The organism is Haloarcula amylovorans (assembly GCF_004681185.1).
GTDB classification, from domain to species: Archaea; Halobacteriota; Halobacteria; order Halobacteriales; family Haloarculaceae; genus Haloarcula; species Haloarcula amylovorans.
In genome coordinates, this window is record NZ_SRIF01000001.1 from 937,402 (window position 1) to 954,851 (window position 17,450).

16 protein-coding genes are annotated in these 17,450 nt (G+C 65.0%); 12 read left to right on the plus strand and 4 right to left on the minus strand.

Features of this window, described 5'->3' with window-relative positions:
- Nucleotides 1-7: 7 nt before the first annotated feature.
- Nucleotides 8-1,618, minus strand: coding sequence for an alkaline phosphatase family protein (locus E4S61_RS04815; RefSeq protein ID WP_135302756.1), 1,611 nt, complete (start codon nucleotides 1,616-1,618; stop codon nucleotides 8-10).
- A 281-nt stretch (nucleotides 1,619-1,899) separates the two neighbouring features.
- On the opposite strand from E4S61_RS04815, the gene E4S61_RS04820 reads away from it, so the two are divergent.
- The 3 genes from E4S61_RS04820 to E4S61_RS04830 all read left to right on the plus strand — a co-directional run bounded on the left by E4S61_RS04820 (nucleotide 1,900) and on the right by E4S61_RS04830 (nucleotide 4,910).
- Nucleotides 1,900-3,765: a hypothetical protein gene (locus tag E4S61_RS04820; protein WP_135302757.1), complete on the plus strand. Its 1,866-nt coding sequence runs from the start codon at nucleotides 1,900-1,902 to the stop codon at nucleotides 3,763-3,765.
- A 2-nt stretch (nucleotides 3,766-3,767) separates the two neighbouring features.
- The gene (locus tag E4S61_RS04825; protein WP_135302758.1) at nucleotides 3,768-3,968 is read left to right on the plus strand and encodes a hypothetical protein; all 201 of its coding nucleotides are present in this window, start codon (nucleotides 3,768-3,770) and stop codon (nucleotides 3,966-3,968) included.
- A 69-nt stretch (nucleotides 3,969-4,037) separates the two neighbouring features.
- Nucleotides 4,038-4,910 carry a BKACE family enzyme gene (locus E4S61_RS04830; RefSeq protein ID WP_135302759.1) on the plus strand — a complete coding sequence of 291 codons (873 nt, stop codon included), beginning with the start codon at nucleotides 4,038-4,040 and terminating at the stop codon, nucleotides 4,908-4,910.
- A 24-nt stretch (nucleotides 4,911-4,934) separates the two neighbouring features.
- Here E4S61_RS04830 and E4S61_RS04835 read toward each other — a convergent pair whose 3' ends face one another.
- Complete coding sequence (locus E4S61_RS04835; RefSeq protein ID WP_135302760.1) at nucleotides 4,935-5,720, minus strand: DUF2182 domain-containing protein; 786 nt, start codon at nucleotides 5,718-5,720, stop codon at nucleotides 4,935-4,937.
- 51 nt (nucleotides 5,721-5,771) lie between these two features.
- On the minus strand, nucleotides 5,772-6,383 hold the full coding sequence (locus E4S61_RS04840) for a DUF1326 domain-containing protein (protein ID WP_135302761.1): 612 nt from the start codon (nucleotides 6,381-6,383) through the stop codon (nucleotides 5,772-5,774).
- Nucleotides 6,384-6,633: 250 nt separating this feature from the next.
- On the opposite strand from E4S61_RS04840, the gene aglF reads away from it, so the two are divergent.
- Nucleotides 6,634-7,416: a UTP--glucose-1-phosphate uridylyltransferase AglF gene (aglF, locus tag E4S61_RS04845; RefSeq protein WP_135302762.1), complete on the plus strand. Its 783-nt coding sequence runs from the start codon at nucleotides 6,634-6,636 to the stop codon at nucleotides 7,414-7,416.
- Between the two features lie 45 nt (nucleotides 7,417-7,461).
- On the opposite strand, the gene E4S61_RS04850 is transcribed toward aglF, so the two are convergent.
- The gene (locus tag E4S61_RS04850) at nucleotides 7,462-8,412 is read right to left on the minus strand and encodes a polysaccharide deacetylase family protein (RefSeq protein ID WP_135302763.1); all 951 of its coding nucleotides are present in this window, start codon (nucleotides 8,410-8,412) and stop codon (nucleotides 7,462-7,464) included.
- Between the two features lie 233 nt (nucleotides 8,413-8,645).
- On the opposite strand from E4S61_RS04850, the gene E4S61_RS04855 reads away from it, so the two are divergent.
- The 8 genes from E4S61_RS04855 (at nucleotide 8,646) to E4S61_RS04890 (ending at nucleotide 17,395) form a co-directional block, all read left to right on the plus strand.
- Nucleotides 8,646-9,227, plus strand: coding sequence for an acyltransferase (locus E4S61_RS04855; protein ID WP_135302764.1), 582 nt, complete (start codon nucleotides 8,646-8,648; stop codon nucleotides 9,225-9,227).
- A complete protein-coding gene (locus E4S61_RS04860) occupies nucleotides 9,224-9,997 on the plus strand; it encodes a polysaccharide deacetylase family protein (RefSeq protein ID WP_135302765.1) in 774 nt (257 codons plus the stop codon). Before E4S61_RS04855 ends, E4S61_RS04860 begins: the two co-directional genes overlap by 4 nt.
- A complete protein-coding gene (locus tag E4S61_RS04865; RefSeq protein ID WP_135302766.1) occupies nucleotides 9,994-11,031 on the plus strand; it encodes a DUF354 domain-containing protein in 1,038 nt (345 codons plus the stop codon). Before E4S61_RS04860 ends, E4S61_RS04865 begins: the two co-directional genes overlap by 4 nt.
- Complete coding sequence (locus E4S61_RS04870) at nucleotides 11,028-11,987, plus strand: polysaccharide deacetylase family protein (protein WP_245180587.1); 960 nt, start codon at nucleotides 11,028-11,030, stop codon at nucleotides 11,985-11,987. Before E4S61_RS04865 ends, E4S61_RS04870 begins: the two co-directional genes overlap by 4 nt.
- A gap of 36 nt (nucleotides 11,988-12,023) precedes the next feature.
- Entirely contained in the window at nucleotides 12,024-13,028 is a 1,005-nt protein-coding gene (locus tag E4S61_RS04875) for a lipid II:glycine glycyltransferase FemX (RefSeq protein ID WP_135302767.1), read from the plus strand.
- Between the two features lie 5 nt (nucleotides 13,029-13,033).
- Nucleotides 13,034-13,978, plus strand: coding sequence for a glycosyltransferase family 4 protein (locus E4S61_RS04880; RefSeq protein ID WP_135303284.1), 945 nt, complete (start codon nucleotides 13,034-13,036; stop codon nucleotides 13,976-13,978).
- A 79-nt stretch (nucleotides 13,979-14,057) separates the two neighbouring features.
- The gene (locus E4S61_RS04885) at nucleotides 14,058-15,929 is read left to right on the plus strand and encodes a hypothetical protein (protein WP_135302768.1); all 1,872 of its coding nucleotides are present in this window, start codon (nucleotides 14,058-14,060) and stop codon (nucleotides 15,927-15,929) included.
- A complete protein-coding gene (locus E4S61_RS04890; RefSeq protein WP_135302769.1) occupies nucleotides 15,926-17,395 on the plus strand; it encodes a flippase in 1,470 nt (489 codons plus the stop codon). The genes E4S61_RS04885 and E4S61_RS04890 overlap by 4 nt, the downstream gene beginning before the upstream one ends.
- Nucleotides 17,396-17,450: the final 55 nt, after the last annotated feature.

Consider the following 17,450-nt stretch of genomic DNA (forward strand, 5'->3'; position numbering starts at 1 on the left):
ATCGACGCTACTGGTCCTCGGAGAGATAGCCGAGGTGCGCGAGCCGGTCGGCAACGTCGTGATCGTCCCGCGTACTCGCGTCGCGGTCCTCGTACTCTGGGTACGTCTCGACCGGCGGTGACTCGACGATCGGCAGCGCCGTCCCGTCCATCAGGGTCGACTGTGGAACTCCGAACGTCCCCAGGACGGTCGGCGCGATGTCGAAAAGGTGCGCGTCGGCGAGCGACGCCGTCTCGTCTACGTCCGCGCCCGTCGCGGCGACGATGCCGTCGCGCTTGTGGTTCCACGACTCCCGCGGCGTGCCAAATCTGTCGCCGAGCAACGATCCGTTGAGGAAGTTCTCGAACTGCCGAGGGACGACCATCACGTCGGGCGCGTCGTCAAGATACGGACCCTCGAAGATATCCTCTCGCGGTCGGACCGCTTCGAAAACCGGCTCGCCGTCGGGATCTTCGAGGTCGCGCAACCGGTCGAGCAACTCGGCCCGCGTCGCCTCGTATTCGTCCGGTTCGACGACTCCCTCGGGTTCGCGGCCCGCGAGGTTGATTCGGACCCCGAGTTCGATTCGGTCCCGCATGTACGCTCGGGAGGTCCGGAAGTCGACCTGCTCGGTCCCCGCGCGGACGGCGTCGGTTGGTGCGATTCGAGCGACGACCTCGGCCAGTCCGAGCGGTTCGAGAACCGCCTCGATTCGCTGACTGGTCACGCCGAGCCGGGCGAGCGACGAGACACCGCGCTCCAGCAGCCCGGGGTCGGGCGTCCCACCGCTCTCACCCCGCTGGAGGCGGCGGCGAGCGATGGCGTCCCACGATGGCATCCCCTCCCCGCCGGCCGTCACTGTGGCCAGGTTCCAGTCGCGTAAGCACTCGTTAACGCGGATTTCGAACCCCCTATACTCGCCGATGCCGTGGTCGCTGACGACCACGACGTTGTCCGGATCGGCGGCGTTGAGGGCCGTCGCCACGGCGTCGTCGACGGCCCCGAAGACACATTCGATAGCCTCGGTGTCCGTCGGTCGGCGATGGAAGACGGTGTCGGTCTGCTGAAACTCCAGAAAGCCGAAGTCGGGATCGAACCGCTCGACGAGATAAGCGAAGGCGTCGCCGCGGGTCTTCGAGTGAGCCGCCACGTCGTCGAGGGCGGCCTCGCCGGGCGTATCCATCGGCCCGTAGACCGAGTAAGGTCCGATTTCGTCGCGTACGTCGCCGAAAATCCCCTCGGGATGGCCCGGCGGGTCCTCCGGGGAGACGTACCCCGGGAGTATCGCGCCGTCGATCGGGCTGGCTGGCGCGGTCACGGGAACGTTGACGACGACGCTCGAACGGCCTCGCTGGTCGAGTAACTCCCACAGCGCGTGAGCGCGTACGTCCGTCGCGTCCACTACGTCGTAGTCGTATCCGTCGAACGTCAGGAACCCGTAGACCCCGTGTTTCCCGGGGTTGACGCCGGTGTATAGCGACGGCCACGCGCTCGGCGTCCACGGCGGCAGCTGCGAGGTGAGCGGTCCCGTCGCGCTCTCCTCGAACAGCGATTCGAGGGTGGGCGCGACGCCGGCCTCGAACACCGAATCCAGAACCGGCCGACAGGTGCCGTCCAGTCCGAGTAAGAGCGTCCGCATCGTGGGCGTCTCTCTCGTCGTTTGGCTTTGTTATCGAAGCCTTACCGACAGTTCACTTGGAATACCTGATTCTTACTCTATCAGAACAGACAGAATATAATTCCTTCATGGGAGATAATCCGTGTGTGGCGGTGTTCGCTGAATTAAGCGCCTCTTTCGGGGAACCAAGAGCGGGTGGTATGCAGGGTGTACTCTTCCGGTGACTATCCGCCGGTAAGTAGGTGACCCTTACGCGGTAGCTGGCCAGAACGCCTTTTCCCGTAAGTCAAGCCTGCCCGACCATGGCAGAACGCCACGACGACGCGCAAGCGGAGAAAGGTCAGCATACTACCCGACGAACGTTCGTGAAGACGGTCGGCGTCGCCGCGACGGCGGCGCTCGGTAGTTCGACATTCGGCGGAGCTACCGCAGCGGAGACGACCGTCGACCTCGGTGAACAGGGGCTTTCGAACGGCGACAACATCGACTCGTACCTCGAGGAGCACTTCACAGACGGGAACGAGGTACTGATACCGGCCGGCGAGTACGAGTACACGGGAGCCGGGCTCGGCGGCGATAAGGGGAACTGCGCGCTCGTCGGGTCGGCCGACGGTGTCACGTTCAATCGACCCGACGACCCGGAGACGACGGTCCGACCGGGCATCCGCGCGACGAGCGGGACTGTCCGCGTCGAGAATATCACGGTCAAGGGCAAGCGCGGGCAGGAACAGTCCCGCTGGCGCGTCGGCGCCGCCGAGGGAGCGACGATGGAAGTCGTCAACGTCAACATGCCCGACGGGACCGTCGACGGCTCCGACTCGACTGGGATCTACGCCGGAACGGACCACGCGGGCACGCTCCGGGTGAAGTCCTGTTACTTCGAGGGATTCGGCAACGTCGCGCTGTACGTCTCGGACCCCTATACGGGTGGGAACGGGAAAGTCGTCGTCGAGGACTGCGTGTTCCGCAACACGAATGCGGCGGGCGTCCGCTTCGCACCCGGCGACAGCGTCATCCGCGGCTGTTACTTCGAGGCGACCGAGACCGCACCGGCAGAGGAGGGCGGCGGCGTCGCTCAGCGCGGTATCAAGTTCGACGACGCTGGGCAGAACGTTGTCATAGAGGACTGTGACTTCGTCTGGGGCGACCCAGGCGGCCCTTGTTTCGACTTCCACGAACGCGGCCAAGGCGGTGCCGGCGTCGTCCGGAACTGCCGCATCCAGAACAACTCCGACAACGCGCCCGTCGACACCGAGTGGGACATCCAGGGCAACTGGTCCGGCGAGAACATCAACCTGACTGGTAGCGGTAATACGGAGTTACCGTCCGGGTTCGAGGCCGTCACCGGCAGCGAGGCGACCGCACCGAACACCGACTACGCGATCTGGACGCCCATCGGTGACGGTGCGGACGCGAGTGGGAGTGGATCGTCTAACGAAACGAGTGCGGACACCTCCGACGCATCGATCGGAACGAACACGACCGAGAAACCGACCGAGCGTACGGAGACTGAAACCGAGAGCACGGAGACAGCCACCGATAACGCGTCGAACGAGACGAGTACGGAGACGGGCGAATCGGAAACTGACGGCGGTTCGTCGGACGATAGCTCCACGACCGAACCATCGACCTCGACACCGGAGTCCTCGAACGCTTCGGCTCTGTCCACATCCGACAGTTCCGCGAACGAGTCGGCGGTCGAATCGGCGGCCAACGAAGCCAGCACCGACAACGACACTTCGTCGGGCGACTCCGAGGAGAACTCGACGACGATTACGGGGCAGTTAGCCGGCTCGTCGGCAGACGAGGAGTCGTCTGACAATGCGGCGTCCGAAGGCGACTCGGACGAGACGTCCGAGCGTTCGTCTGACGACGCTGAAAGCGAGTCCGAAGCGAGTCAGCCACTCCCAAAGCGCATCGAGATCGACGGGACCGGCGACGCCGAGGAGGGCGCGATGTATGGCTTCGCCGTCTCCGGTGATCTCGTCGTCGACGAGGAACGAACCGTCGTCAAGGGCGGGACGACGCTGGCGGCGAAAAAGCGCGCGGCGAACGGTAGCTCCGCGTCCGGGCGAGTCTGTAACGGCGTCGCCGCCTACTACTACAGCGGCCAGGTTCGCTCCATCGACGTCCACGGGAAAGCCGACGTCAACCGCTTCCAGGACTAAGTATGTTCTCGGACGGCAACTGGGACGAGGTCCCCGACGACCCGGACCCGCACGAGAACCTCGGCTACGAACTGGCGGAACTGACGGTCATCCAGTCCGAGACGGACGACCGGTACGTCTTCCTCCCCGCGGAGGAAGACCAACTGCTGGAGGAGGCGTTCATCGTCGCCGACGAGGACGCCCTCGTCGAACTGGAGGAGTGACGAAAGACCTCCATAACTAACGGTCGGTCTCTGGTGTGACCACGTACCCGATTTCGGGGGAGACCGACGATGACGTACGACGATTACATCCGCGGTGACGAGGTCACACTCGGTGTCGCGCCGACAGGATATCGCTACTCGACCGACGCGAACGATTCGCTACCCGTGACCGTCGAGGACGTGGCCGAACAGGTCTACGAGGCCGTCACCCTTGGCGCGTCTATCGCCCATCTCCACGGGCGTGACAGCGACGGCAATCCCGCGCCGACTCGGTTGCCGGCGTTCGGCAGCGCCGTCCGCGACCGCTGTACGGACGACGTGTTGGTAGAGTACGCCGTCGGGCCGGACTGTCCACCCGGCGATTTCCTCGCCACTATCGACGAAGGACCGGTGCCCGATCTCGCGTCGGTCCGCGTCGGCCCGGCACAACACGGCTATCGCGGAACGTCGGCAACGAGTCGCCGTGACGTCGACCAGTTCGTCGGCGAACTGCAAGAGCGTGGAGTCGTCCCGAACCTGCTGGTCACCAGCGGTCGAGACCTCCACGAAGTCGACCGCCTGCGCGAACGAGAGGTGTTCGACGGGCCGCCGGTCGTGACGCTGCTGCTCGGTGCCCCCGGCGGAACGGTCGGAACGCCGCAGAACCTGTTGGCCGTGCTCGACGCCGTGCCGGAGCAGGCTCACTGTCTGGTGCGGGCGACCGGCCCCAACCAGTACCCGCTGACGACGATGGCCTTCTTCCTCGGTGCCCACCCGATGGTCGGGATGGAGGACAACCTCTTTTTCGACCCCGAGACACCGGTGGCGCGCAACGCCCAACTCGTCCGACAGGTCGCCGAGCTCGCGCGCAACTCTCTCCGTAACCTCACCGACGCCGACGGCGCGCGTCGACACGTCGGCCTCTCGGAGAGAGTGGCTGAAAACGACGATATCGAGGCCTGAGGCGTCTTTTATACACGTCTTCGCTCACGATATCGCGAGCAGGAGCAGTGCCACGCCGCCGATACCAGCGGCGACGCCGATCCCGCTCGCCAGTCGCTCCCCCCACCCGACGAGGCGTTCGAGTGAGAGCACGACCGTGAGCGCGGCCATCCAGAGAACGTTCATCGACCCGACGACGACCATGACGGCGAACAGCGCCCAACAACAGCCCACGCAGAAGACGCTGAATCGGGCGCTCATCGAGGCCGCGCCGCGAACCCCCGGTCGGTGGTACTCCATGAGGAACCCGAGCGGGGTCCGACAGTGCGTCAGACACCGATACTTGTACGGCGACAGCTGATACGCCGCGAGCAAGACCAGCGTCCCGCCGAACAGGAGCGCCGTGTGCTCGTCGGCGACGGTCGCGATGGGCACGACGGCGTTCACCGCGAGCGGAACGACGCCGGTCAGCGTCCAGACGAACGCGTACGTTCCCATGAACGCCGCCACGCGAGCCGCCCTCCCCGCGCGCGTGGCCCCCGAAATCGTCCGGTGATACATGCTGAACAGCGGGACCGACGACGGATACATCATGGCGACCATCATCACGCCCCACATTACGAGGTACAGGACCACGCCCCGAAGGCCGTTCGAGAGCGCCATCGCCTCGGGAACGCCGGGCGCAGACATCTGCATGCCACCGCCCGACCCTGCCATCGGGAGCCAGCGCTCGACGACGGCTATCCACGCGAGCAGGGCGACGACGTAGGTACCGAGCGCGACGGTCGGGATGCGCTGTACCCCGAACTGCCGTCTAACCGCGTCTCGCATCGTCTCCCTCGTAGTCGGGGGCGTCGCCGGGACGGTCGTCGGTCATGTGCTTTACGAGTTCGCCAGTTCGAAGTCCCCGAGGTAGGCGTTGTTCTCGGCGACATCCCAGTCGAACTCGTCGCCGTAGGAGACGGTAGCCGTCGTCGACTTACCGGTCTGTACCTCGAGGCTCTTGGTGAGCGGGTGCGGGGTGATCGTCCCGACCTCCTCGTTGAAGCCGACGGCTCCGTGGGCCTCCATCGAGACGGCATCGCCGATTTCGACGGCGAACTCGTCACCGTCGCGGGAGAACTCGATAGGGACGGACGCGACCTCGGCCGATTCGACGTGCGTGTCAGCGACCGGTTCCCAGATACCGCCGGCGCGACCGAAGTAGATGTCTTCGATGGCCTCGCGCTGGTCGTCGTCGGCCGTCTCGTCGACCAGTAACACGACGTCCCACCCGGTCTCGGGGTCGAACATGACTCCTTCCTGGGTGGAGATGAGCATCCCAACCGAGAGGTTGCTCAGGTCCACGTCCCCGTAGTTCCCGTCGCGGATGTGCCACGCGAGCGAGACGGTACAGACGTCGTCGTCCGGCGGTTCCAGCCAGACGCACTGACAGGCGACATCGCAGTTACACGCTTCGACGTAATCGCCGCTGAGAGTCCACTGCTGTGGCATAGTTACGCACATGCTTCGGGCGTACTTTGTTATGGAGAGCGAGTCACCCTTGGGCGGAAAATAACGGCGTATTAGCATCTGGCGGCGACGATTTCCGCCCGTCGAACCGTAGCGGTTCGAATCCCGACTCGCCGGGGTCAGACCCGTCTTCGGGCAGACGGTTCCCGGTCGAGAAAACCGACGAAACCACTCGCTACTCCGCGAAGGCGGGCTATACCTTTCCCCGGTGACGCCCCGTACTCTGGGTACGATGGACGCTGTGATACTCGCGGCCGGTAAGGGGAGCCGCCTCCGCCCGCTCACCGAAGACAAGCCCAAGGGCATGGTCGAAGTCGACGGCAAGCCCATCCTGACCCACTGTTTCGAGCAGTTGATCGAACTCGGAGCCGACGAGCTGCTGGTCGTCGTCGGCTACAAGAAGCAGGCGATAATCAACCACTACGAAGACGCCTTCGACGGCGTCCCCATCACGTACACACACCAGCGCGAGCAGAAGGGGCTGGCCCACGCCATGTTGACCGTCGAGGAGCACATCGACGACGACTTCATGTTGATGCTCGGGGACAACATCTTCGAGGCCAACCTTCGCGACGTGGTCAACCGCCAGCAAGAGGAGCGAGCCGACGCCGCCTTCCTCGTCGAGGAAGTGCCCTGGGACGAGGCGAGTCGCTACGGTGTCTGTGACACGAACAAGTACGGCGAGATCACGGAGGTCGTGGAGAAGCCCGACGACCCGCCCTCCAATCTCGTGATGACCGGCTTTTACACGTTCACGCCCGCCATCTTCCATGCATGTCATCTCGTCCAGCCCTCCGACCGCGGCGAGTACGAGATCAGCGACGCCGTCGACCTCCTGTTGGACTCGGGCCGGACCATCGACGCCATCCGGATGGACGGCTGGCGCAACGACATCGGCTACCCCGAAGACCGCGACGAAGCCGAGCGCCGTCTCCGCGACGAACCCATCGCCGCTGACGCCGATTCCGAAAGCGGAGAGGGAGAGAACGCCTCGACCGCGCAGTCCGGCGAGTGAACGCGACGCTGCCTCGGTGCGTTCGGGCATAAAGCTACGACTTTCTCAGACCTGCTTCGCCGTCTGCCGCTCGCCTCGCAGCGTCGTCTCCGCGACATCGGCCATCGTCTCGACGGTCAGGTTCGTGCGCTCGCGCGTGCGGTCGAGGTAGCGGAGTATCTCTCGAAGCGGCTCGACATCGTACTCCTGCCTGACGTTGTTCGGGTGCAGCCAGAGGTGACAGATGCCGTCGCCGGCCGCTGCCGCGTCGATGCCGAGGCGGGCCTGTTTCAGAACCGGGTCGCCGACGGCCGACGCAATGGCCCGGCGTGCGGGGCCTTCGAGTTCGTAGAGGAACAGCGACGCGGGAACGTTCACCAGTCCGTACTCGTCGATTGTCGGTTCGACCAGCGGCGGCGCAACGTCGATGACCGTCGCGCGCGCGATCTTTCGTGCCGGGGCGAGTAGCGGCCCGTCGATAGCCGGTTCCGGTGCCGGACCTCGGTAGCAGGTGAACCCGGCCTCCGCGAGTGCCGCTCGATGGCCGAGTTTGTTTCTGGGAAAGATGAACGACGACAGCGAAATTCCGGCCGCCTCCGCGACTTCGACCGAGCGCTCGCACTCGGCGCGCGCGAGTTCTGGCGTCGCGTACGCCTCACCGAACTCAACGTGGGAGTAGGTGTGCGATCCGATGTCGTGGGCCACCGGCCCGTCGATAAGGTCGCGAACGAGGTCCGGCGCGAAGCGGAACTCGTCGGGCATTGGATCGGGGTCGCGCTCGTGGGCGAACCACCCCGGCGGCGACGGGTGGCCGACGTGCGCCCCGTTGCACTCCGCCTCGAAGAGGTGGCCGACGACGGCCCACGTCGCCGGAATCCGAAACTCCTCGAAGAGGCCGGCGAGTCGCTTCCACCCCCAGCGCGACCGCTCGATGCGTTCTGTCGGACGGTTCTCGGGCGCGTAGTCGTGAAACCCCCAGCCCAGTTCGGCGTCGACGGAGATGACGACGGTACCCATTTGTCTTCGAGTAGCCAGCAGCCACCTTGGTTATGTGACGACGATACGGTGGTAAGCGAGCCGTAGCGTTCGTTTACCGAGGACAGAAACTGTGCTGATGATTCCGGTGAGCACACAGGCTCTCCATAACAAAGCCTCGAACTGGCCGAAATCTCGGCCGAACGCAAGATGACCGGGCCCGACAGCCGCGACCAGGCAGTGACGTACCGACAACCCGAACGGAGGTTCTCTCGATGAGTAAGAGCCGAATAGGCAGCAATTGTCGCATCGCGGAGTCGGCACAGCTCCTCCCGCCCGACGGCGAGCAGTCGCCCGCCACCATCGGCGACAACTCCGTGATACGCGGCGGGACGATACTCTACCCGGACGTTGTCGTCGGCGACCGATTGCAGACGGGCCACGACGCGCTGATCCGCGAGGAGACGACCATCGGCCACGACGCCGTCGTCGGCACGCAGACCGTCATCGACGGGCAGTGTGATATCGGCGACGAGGTGAGCATGCAGACGGGCGTCTACGTCCCGCCGGAGACGACCATCGGCAACCGGGTATTCCTCGGGCCGCGGGCCGTGCTGACGAACGACCCCTATCCGCTGCGCCGTGGCGGTGATCTCCGCGGCCCGACGCTCGAAGACGACGTCTCTATCGGCGCGAACGCGACGCTGTTGCCGGGTATCTCCGTCGGCGAGCGCTCGTTCGTCGCGGCCGGGGCCGTCGTCACCGACGACGTGCCGCCGCGGACGCTGGCCGTCGGCACGCCCGCGAAACACCGCCCGCTTCCAGAGCACCTAGACGCGGTGAACGCCTACCGATGACACGCGATTTCACCGATGCGGCGTACGCGAGTCTGCTCGACACCGGGCTGGACGCGGGCTACGACTTCCTCACCGTTCGGGAGTACGTCCAGCGCGAGACCCTCCCGGAGCGGTTCCTCGTCCTCCGGCACGACGTGGACCGGAAACCCGAGAACTCGACTCGGTTCGCTCAGATCGAAGCAGAACGGGAGATAGCGAGTACGTACTACGTCCGCACCATCGACAAGGTGTTCGATCCGCAGTTCGTCCGCGACCTCGCCGCGCTGGGCCACGAAGTCGGCTACCATTATGAGGACTTAGACCGGGCGGACGGCGACATTCAGGAGGCACGGCAGTCGTTCGGCAGCCAGCTCGCGCTGCTCCGCGACCACGTGACCGTCGACACCGTCTGCATGCACGGCAACCCGCTGACGCCCCACGACAACCGCGACATGTGGGACGACCCCACCGACCTCGAACCGTTCGATATCATCGGCGAGGCCTACCTGTCGATGGACTTCACCGACGTGACGTACTTCTCGGACACTGGTCGGACGTGGGAAGACGGCGCGCTCAAGATAAAGGACCACACGATGGGCGAGGGCGACAAGCGGGTCAGCGCGGACTCGACGGCCGACCTCGAAGCCCTCCTTCGGGAGGGCCGAGTCTCCCGGGCGTGTCTCCTGACCCATCCCAACCGTTGGGCGGACTCGACGACGGAGTACGTCGCCGAGACGGCCAAGGACGCGATAACGAACGTCGGCAAGCGGGGGTTGACGCTGCTCCGATGAACGTCCACTTCGAGGTGGGACACCCCGCTCACGTCCACCTGTTCAAACACGCCATCTGGGACCTGGAGGCGGCGGGTCATCAGACGCTGGTGACGGCCCGCGAGAAGGAGGTGACGACGGACTTACTCGACGCCTACGACATCGACTACCGGGTACTGTCCCGGCAGGCCGACTCGACGCCGGGACTCATCCTGGAGTGGGCGCTCCGCGAACTCAAACTGGTACGTGCCATCCGCGAGTTCGACTCGGACGTGGTGGTCAGCCACCTCAGCCCCGTCGCGGCACAGGCCGCGCGCCTGACCGGGACGCCGAGTGTCACCTTCACCGACGACGAGGTGGAGACGCAGACGCTCGAACGCCTGACCGTGCCGTTCACCTCCCGCATCTGTACGCCCGCTAACTTCGAGATGGACTTCGGCCGGAAACACCGCCGCTACGACGGGTATCACGAACTGGCGTACCTCCATCCCGACCGGTTCGATCCCGACCCTGAACCGTTGAGCGAGCACGGCATCGCCGTGGACGAACCCTACTACGTCCTGCGGTTCGTTTCGTGGGAGGCACACCACGACGTTGGCAACTCCGGGTTCAGCCGCGAGGCCAAGCGCGAGCTCGTCGAGTATCTCTCCGGTCACGGCGAGGTGTACATCACCAGCGAGTCCGAACTCCCCGAGGCCTTCGAGGCGTACCGACTCCCGGTCCCGCCCGAGACGATCCACGACCTGCTGTACTACGCCGACGGCTACGTCGGCGACTCACAGACGATGGCGATGGAGGCCGGACTGCTCGGGACGCCGTCGATTCGCTCGAACTCCTTCGTCGGTGACGACGACGTCTCGATGTTCGGCGAACTCGAAGAGCACGGCCTCGTCTTCAACTTCCGTGAGGAAGGTGACGCGATAGCGAAACTGAAGGAACTGGTCGAGGACCCCGAGACGGCGGCTCGATGGGAGGGCCGCCGCGAGCGACTGCTAGAGGCGCGAGTGGACGTGACCGATATCGTCCTCGAAGAGGCGCTCGGTGCCGCAGCATGACGACGAGAGACCACAATGCGACGGCGAGCGGTCGTACCGAGACGACGAGCGGCCGTGACGTGTCCGAAAGCGAGGACGCCGCCGTCGACTGGATTCCCGACGACCACGAGTTCGCGCTCTGTCTCACGCACGACGTGGACCGACCGTACAAGACCTACCAATCTGTCTTCTACGCGCTCACTCGGCAGGACCCGAGTCACTTACTCGACCTCGCGCCGTGGCGGACGCCCTACTGGACGTTCGACGAACTGCTCGACTTCGAGCGCGGCGAGGGCGTCCGCTCGGCCTTTTACATCTTGGACGAGCAGTCGCTGTTCACCGATCGCTCGCCGACGGAGTGGCTGACGATGGAGGGGTGGCAACTGTACGCCGGCCGGTACGACATCGAGGACGACCGCATCCGCGACCTGCTCTCGACGTTGCTGGACGGCGGCTGGGAGGTCGGTCTCCACGGCTCCTACGAGTCAGTCGACGACCGGGAGCGATTGGCAGCAGAGAAGGACCACCTCGAAACCGTCCTCGGCGAGTCCGTACTGGGCGGTCGGCAACACTATCTCCGTCTCGAAGAACCCGAGACGTGGGAGCACTATCGGGACCTCGGTCTCCAGTACGACACGACGTTGGGGAGCCCCACCGAGTACGGGTTCACCGACGGCTACGAACCGTTCAGACCGTTCGACGACGAGTTCGTCGTCTTCCCCCTGACGGTGATGGAGGCCGCGCTACCGGACCCGAGCGACTCCTTCGAGGCGGCGTGGGCCGCCTGCGAGTCGTTGCTCACGGAAGCCGAGGAGAACGACGCGGTGATGACGGTGCTGTGGCACCCGCGTCACTTCAGTTCCGACCATCCCGGGTTTGACCGTCTCTACCGTCGCCTCGTACGGACTGCACTGGGCCGCGGCGCGTGGGTGGGGCCGCCCGGAGACCTGTACAATGACCGCGTAGGAACCCGATAACCAATACCCTTCCATAGCGACTCGGAAGCGAGCAATATGCGAGTCGAACGACTGACGCTCTCCGAGTGGGGGGACGCGCTACCGAACACTGGCTACGAGGTGTTTCACAGGCCGGCGGCGCTCTCCGTCATCGAGCGCTACGCCGACGGCGAACTCATCCTGTTCGGCGGGTTCAAGGGCGACCAACCGGTCGGCCTGCTTCCCGTCGTCGAGACGACCAGAACCGTCGGCCGGACGCTCATGTCCCCGCCGCCGGGGATGAACATCCCGCGCCTCGGCCCGATCGTGATGCCGACCAGCCCGAAACAGCGCAAGCGAGAGCGCGTGAACAAGAAATTCGTCGAGGCGGTGCTAGAGGAGATCGACGCGATGGGACCGCTGTCGCTGGTCCGACTCCTGACGCCGCGACAGTACGGCGACCCGCGCCCGTTCCAGTGGGCGGACTTCGACCTCACGACACAGTTCACGTACGTGGTCGACCTCGCCGAGACGGACGCGGACGCGGTCCTCGGTTCCTTCTCGAAGAGCCTCCGACGCGACATCCGCCGAGGCCGAGAGAGCGACGTCACCGTCTCCGTCGAGGGACTGGACGCCGCCGAGGCCATCTACCGGACGACGCGGGACCGCTACGCCGACCAGAACCGCGGCTTCTCGCTGTCGTGGCCTTACGTCCGCGACCTCGTCACCGAACTCGGCGACGACGCGCGCACCTACGTCGCGCGGTCGGCCGACGGCGAGTTCCTCTCGGGCGTGACCGTCCTCTACGGCCCGGACACGGCGTACTTCTGGCAGGGCGGCGCGAAGACTGACCACGACGGAATCGTCGTCAACAGCCTCATCCACTGGCGCGTCATCGAAGACATTCTGGCCGATCCGACTTTCGAGGGCGTCACCGAGTACGACCTGATGGGCGCGAACACCCGACGCCTCTGTGATTACAAGGGCAAGTTCGCCGGCGAGTTGGTCCCGTACTACACGATCGAGACGGACAGTGCGGCGATGAACATCGCGAAGTCCGCGTTCATGGCGGTGACCCGGTGATGTCGTTGCGCGTCCTCAACCTCGTGACCAACGAGGAAGCGCAGTTCTTCCGCGCCCAGGTCGAAGAACTCGAACGCCGCGGCGTCGAGTTGACGACGCTGTCGGTCCCCGGCCGGAACCGCTCTGAGTCCATCGACGCCAAGGAAGACGGCGAGCGGTCGGTACTCGAATACGCGCGCTTCTATCCGTCGGTGCTGGCGAACTCGCTGGACAGCTACGACCTCATCCACGCCAACTACGGCCTGACTGCGCCGATGGCCGTCGCCCAGCCGCGATTGCCCGTCGTGCTGTCGCTATGGGGAACAGACCTCATGGGCAAGTACGGGCCTGTCACTAAGCGGTTCGCACACTTCTGTGACGAGGTCATCGTCATGTCCGAAGGGATGGCCGAAGAGTACGACGGCGACTGTCTCGTCATCCCGCACGGCGTCGACCTCTCGGTGTTCCGCCCCATCGAGCAATCCGAGGCGCGCGAGAAACTCGGCTGGCCGCAGGACGAGCGCATCGTCCTGTTCCCCTACCCGCCAAAACGGGACGTGAAGAACCACCCGCGAGCGAAACGTATCGTCGAACGCGCGAGCGACCGCGTGGGGGAACCAGTCACGCTCGAAACGGCGACCGGCGTCCCGCACGACCGGATGCCGTACTACCTCAACGCCGCCGACGCGATGATCATGACCTCCCGCCGAGAGGGGTCACCCAACACGGTCAAGGAGGCGATGGCCTGTAACCTCCCTGTCGTCTCCACCGACGTCGGCGACGTCAGGACGCGGCTCGACCCGGTCGATCCCTCGACGGTCAGCGACGACGACCACGACCTCGTCGCCGGCCTCACAGAGATACTCGAACGCGGCGAACGCTCGACCGGTCGCGAGTATGCCGCCGATATCGCCCTCGAACGGATGGGTGAACGGATCGTCGCGGTCTACGAAAAAGTGATAGAGGACTGAACGGAAAATCGACCCATACTACGCACAATCAGACCATAACAATGCCTGAACACTTCACAGCAGGGGCCAGATAGCCGAAATGTCACTGAATAGACGCCGTCACGTCGCCGTCCTCCTCGTCGGCTTCCTCGCATACACGATCGGCGTGTGGTTCGCCGCACAGAAACAGCCGACCGGCTACGAAATATCTATCTACACCGCGACGCCGATCGCGTTCTGGGCGGGCGTCGCCGTCGCCTTCGTCTCCGCCGTCCTCGTCGGCCTGAACGCGCCGACGGGCACGCTCCGCAACCGCCTCGCGCTCTTACTCGGGACGCTCGTCGGCATCTCGATGGCCGCGCTCCCGACGATACGGGACTACTACTACTACGGCCTCGGCGATGCCCTCTCCTATCTCGGCTGGACGCGGATGATAGCCGAGGGGACGCTGAACCCCGTGAACTTCCTCTATCCGGGTATCCACAGCACCGCCGTCGTGTTGACGTCGGTGACCGGCCTCGCACCGCGCCGGACGCTCCAGCTCGTGATGGTCGCCTTCATCGCGCTGTATATCCTGTTTACGGGCCTGTGCGTGGCGCGACTTGCCGCCCGGTCGAACGCGATCGCCGTGGGTGTCTTCTTCGCGCTCTTGTTCTTGCCCATCAACAACATCCACACGTACATCTTCCCGTACCCGACGAGTGCCGCCATCTTCTTCACCCCGTTCGCGCTGTACCTCGTCCTCCGATACCTCGGTGACGGCAGCTCGCTGCTCTCGGTCAGAGGTCTGCCCCTCCTGACACCGCTCGGTCTCTTGCTGATGCTGGCCGGCATCAGTGCCATCCTCATTCACCCGCAGTCCGGGTCGAACGTCCTGTTCATCATCGCCGCTGGGTTCGGATTGCAGGTGCTCGCCGCCATCTACGAGATCTGGACAGAGCGCCGGAATCGAGCGTCGCTCTCCACTACGTACGGTCAATCGGGGACGCGATACACGGCACATCGCTCGCTTGCGCCACAGGCCGTCGTCGTCGGGCTATTCTTCGCGCTGTGGACGCCTCGGTTCGACCGGGCGACGGGAACGATGGGGACCGTCATCAGCGGCCTGCTGTACGGAGCGAACCCGGCCGACGAGATATCCACCTCGGCGAGCTCGCTCACCGCCATTGGCAGCGGTATCGGTGTCCTCTTCGCCAAGATATTCCTCGTTAGTGCCGTCCTCTCAGTCGTCGCTGGGCTGGTGATGCTCGCAGCCCTCTCCGGTCGCCTCGACGAGCGCTACCCCGACCGCAACGCGCTGTTGCGGTACGTCACCTTCGGGTTCGTCCCTGTCTTCATGCTGTTCGGTATCTTCTTCATCACGAGCGTCACTCGCCAGCCGTTCCGCTATCTCGGATTCATGATGGTGTTCGTGACTATTCTCGTGGCCGTGGCCGTCTCCGACGGCATTCCGTTCGGACTCTCCTTCTCCTCGGACAACTGGCGGGCTGCCGTCGCAGTGGTGCTGGTCCTGCTGTTGATTCCGCAGGCGCTGATAATCCATCAGTCGCCACACATGTACAAGACCTCCGACCACGTCCCCGAGACGTACATGGAGGGCCACGTCACCACCTTCGAGAACCGCGACCCGTCGGTGTGGTTCGCCGGCCCGCGCGGGGGACCGCGCCGCTACGTCGACGCCTACTACGGGACGACCTACTCCGACTACACGCCGAGCGGCGAGCACTTCCCGGGCAAAGAGGATAAGATACCCTTCGCCGTCTTCGGGACGAACACCACGACACACTACTCACACTGTCGATACGTCCCGCTGACGTCACGCGATTACGAGAAGGAGATCGGGCTGTACGACGGGTTCCGCTACTCCGCGGAGGACTTCGAGAACTTCCGGCAGAACCCCGACGTCTACCGCGTCCAGTCGAACGGTGACTACCGCCTCTACTTCGTCAGAGGTGAGGACTGCTTGCGATGAGCATCCAAGAGCGCATCGCCACCGGCTTCAAGGCGTCGCTCGCCGCTCGCGTCGTCCACGCGCTGGCAAACGGTGCACTCTTGCTCGTTCTGACGCGGTACCTCCTCGACCCGGACCAGTACGGTCTGCTGTACTTCGCCATCTCCGTCGTCGGCGTTGCGGAACTGTTCGGGACGCTCGGCGTCCCGAAGGCGACGGCCCGCTACGTCAACGAATACGTAGAGAGAGACGCGACGCAGGTCCGCTACATCCTCCGATGGTCACTCGCCGTTATCGTCGGCATCGCCGTCGCTGTCGCGTTAGTCTTTGCTGTGGCCAGTGACCCCCTCGCGACGCTGCTCGGTCGACCGGAGGCCGCGCCGCTGTTGGCCATCGGTGGCTTCTACGTCGTCGGCCGCTCGCTCTTTGGTTACCTGAAGTCGGTCTTTCAGGCGTTCAACCGCGTCACCTACAGCGCCGTACTGACCAGTATCAACAGCGTCGTGCGGCTGATAACCGCCGCCGGGCTAGTTGCGACCGGGTACGGCATCGCTGGGGCGATGACGGGCTACGTCGTCGGTTTCTTCGTCACTGCCGCCGTCGGAATCGTGCTGCTATACGTCCGATTCTACCGGACGCTCCCGCCCGACGGGTCGATAGACCCCGACCTCCGAACCCGGCTGCTCCGGTACAGCGTTCCGACGGCGGCGACGAGAGCGAGCGTCGTCGTCGACAGCAAGATGGACACCGTTCTCGTCGGCATCCTCGCGACACCGGCCGCCGTCGGATTCTACACGCTCGCCAGACAGATAGCCGACCTCTGTATCGCACCCGCGCAGTCGCTCGGATTCACCATCACGCCGACGCTCGGCGAGCAGTCCGCCGCGGAGAACCGCGAGCGAGCGGGCAACATCTACGCCGCGTCGCTGCGGAACGTCCTCTTGCTGTACGTCCCTGCCGCGTTCGGGCTCGCCGTCGTCGCCGAACCGACCGTTCGATACGTCGTCGGTCCCGACTACCTCGGCGCAGTGCGGCTGATTCAACTCTACGGCCTCTTCGTGGTCGTTCGGGCGGTTCACAAGATTACCGGCTCGGCCCTCGACTATCTCGGACTGGCCCGCGTTCGAGCGGTCGCTAGAGGCGTCAGCGCCGTCTGCAACGTCGGATTGAACGTCCTCCTCATCCCCCCGCTTGGCGCGCTCGGGGCTGGCATCGCGACGGTGATAACGTACACCGCCTACACGCTGGTCAACGTCTACTACATCCACCGCGAACTCCCCTTCGACGCAACGGCCATCGGGAGTCACCTCGCGCGTGTCCTCGCTATCGCCGCCGTCATGGCCGGGGCCGTGATGACGGTGATGCCCCACGTCACGGGCCTTCTCACACTCGCCGGGGCGATCGTCGTCGGTGGCGGCGTCTGGGCCGGTCTCGCCGTCGTCAGCGGGCTGCTCAAGCCCCGCGCCGTCCTCGCGTTCATGAGCTGAGAGCGTTATCTTCGACGACTAGCCGCACAGGGACTCCATAACTACACCGCCGTTC

Coding starts and splice junctions, on each gene's coding strand:
- E4S61_RS04815 (WP_135302756.1), bottom strand. CDS start 1,618: ATGCGGACGCTCTTACTCGGACTGGACGGCACCTGTCGGCCGGTTCTG.
- E4S61_RS04820 (WP_135302757.1), top strand. CDS start 1,900: ATGGCAGAACGCCACGACGACGCGCAAGCGGAGAAAGGTCAGCATACT.
- E4S61_RS04825 (WP_135302758.1), top strand. CDS start 3,768: ATGTTCTCGGACGGCAACTGGGACGAGGTCCCCGACGACCCGGACCCG.
- E4S61_RS04830 (WP_135302759.1), top strand. CDS start 4,038: ATGACGTACGACGATTACATCCGCGGTGACGAGGTCACACTCGGTGTC.
- E4S61_RS04835 (WP_135302760.1), bottom strand. CDS start 5,720: ATGCGAGACGCGGTTAGACGGCAGTTCGGGGTACAGCGCATCCCGACC.
- E4S61_RS04840 (WP_135302761.1), bottom strand. CDS start 6,383: ATGCCACAGCAGTGGACTCTCAGCGGCGATTACGTCGAAGCGTGTAAC.
- aglF (WP_135302762.1), top strand. CDS start 6,634: ATGGACGCTGTGATACTCGCGGCCGGTAAGGGGAGCCGCCTCCGCCCG.
- E4S61_RS04850 (WP_135302763.1), bottom strand. CDS start 8,412: ATGGGTACCGTCGTCATCTCCGTCGACGCCGAACTGGGCTGGGGGTTT.
- E4S61_RS04855 (WP_135302764.1), top strand. CDS start 8,646: ATGAGTAAGAGCCGAATAGGCAGCAATTGTCGCATCGCGGAGTCGGCA.
- E4S61_RS04860 (WP_135302765.1), top strand. CDS start 9,224: ATGACACGCGATTTCACCGATGCGGCGTACGCGAGTCTGCTCGACACC.
- E4S61_RS04865 (WP_135302766.1), top strand. CDS start 9,994: ATGAACGTCCACTTCGAGGTGGGACACCCCGCTCACGTCCACCTGTTC.
- E4S61_RS04870 (WP_245180587.1), top strand. CDS start 11,028: ATGACGACGAGAGACCACAATGCGACGGCGAGCGGTCGTACCGAGACG.
- E4S61_RS04875 (WP_135302767.1), top strand. CDS start 12,024: ATGCGAGTCGAACGACTGACGCTCTCCGAGTGGGGGGACGCGCTACCG.
- E4S61_RS04885 (WP_135302768.1), top strand. CDS start 14,058: ATGTCACTGAATAGACGCCGTCACGTCGCCGTCCTCCTCGTCGGCTTC.
- E4S61_RS04890 (WP_135302769.1), top strand. CDS start 15,926: ATGAGCATCCAAGAGCGCATCGCCACCGGCTTCAAGGCGTCGCTCGCC.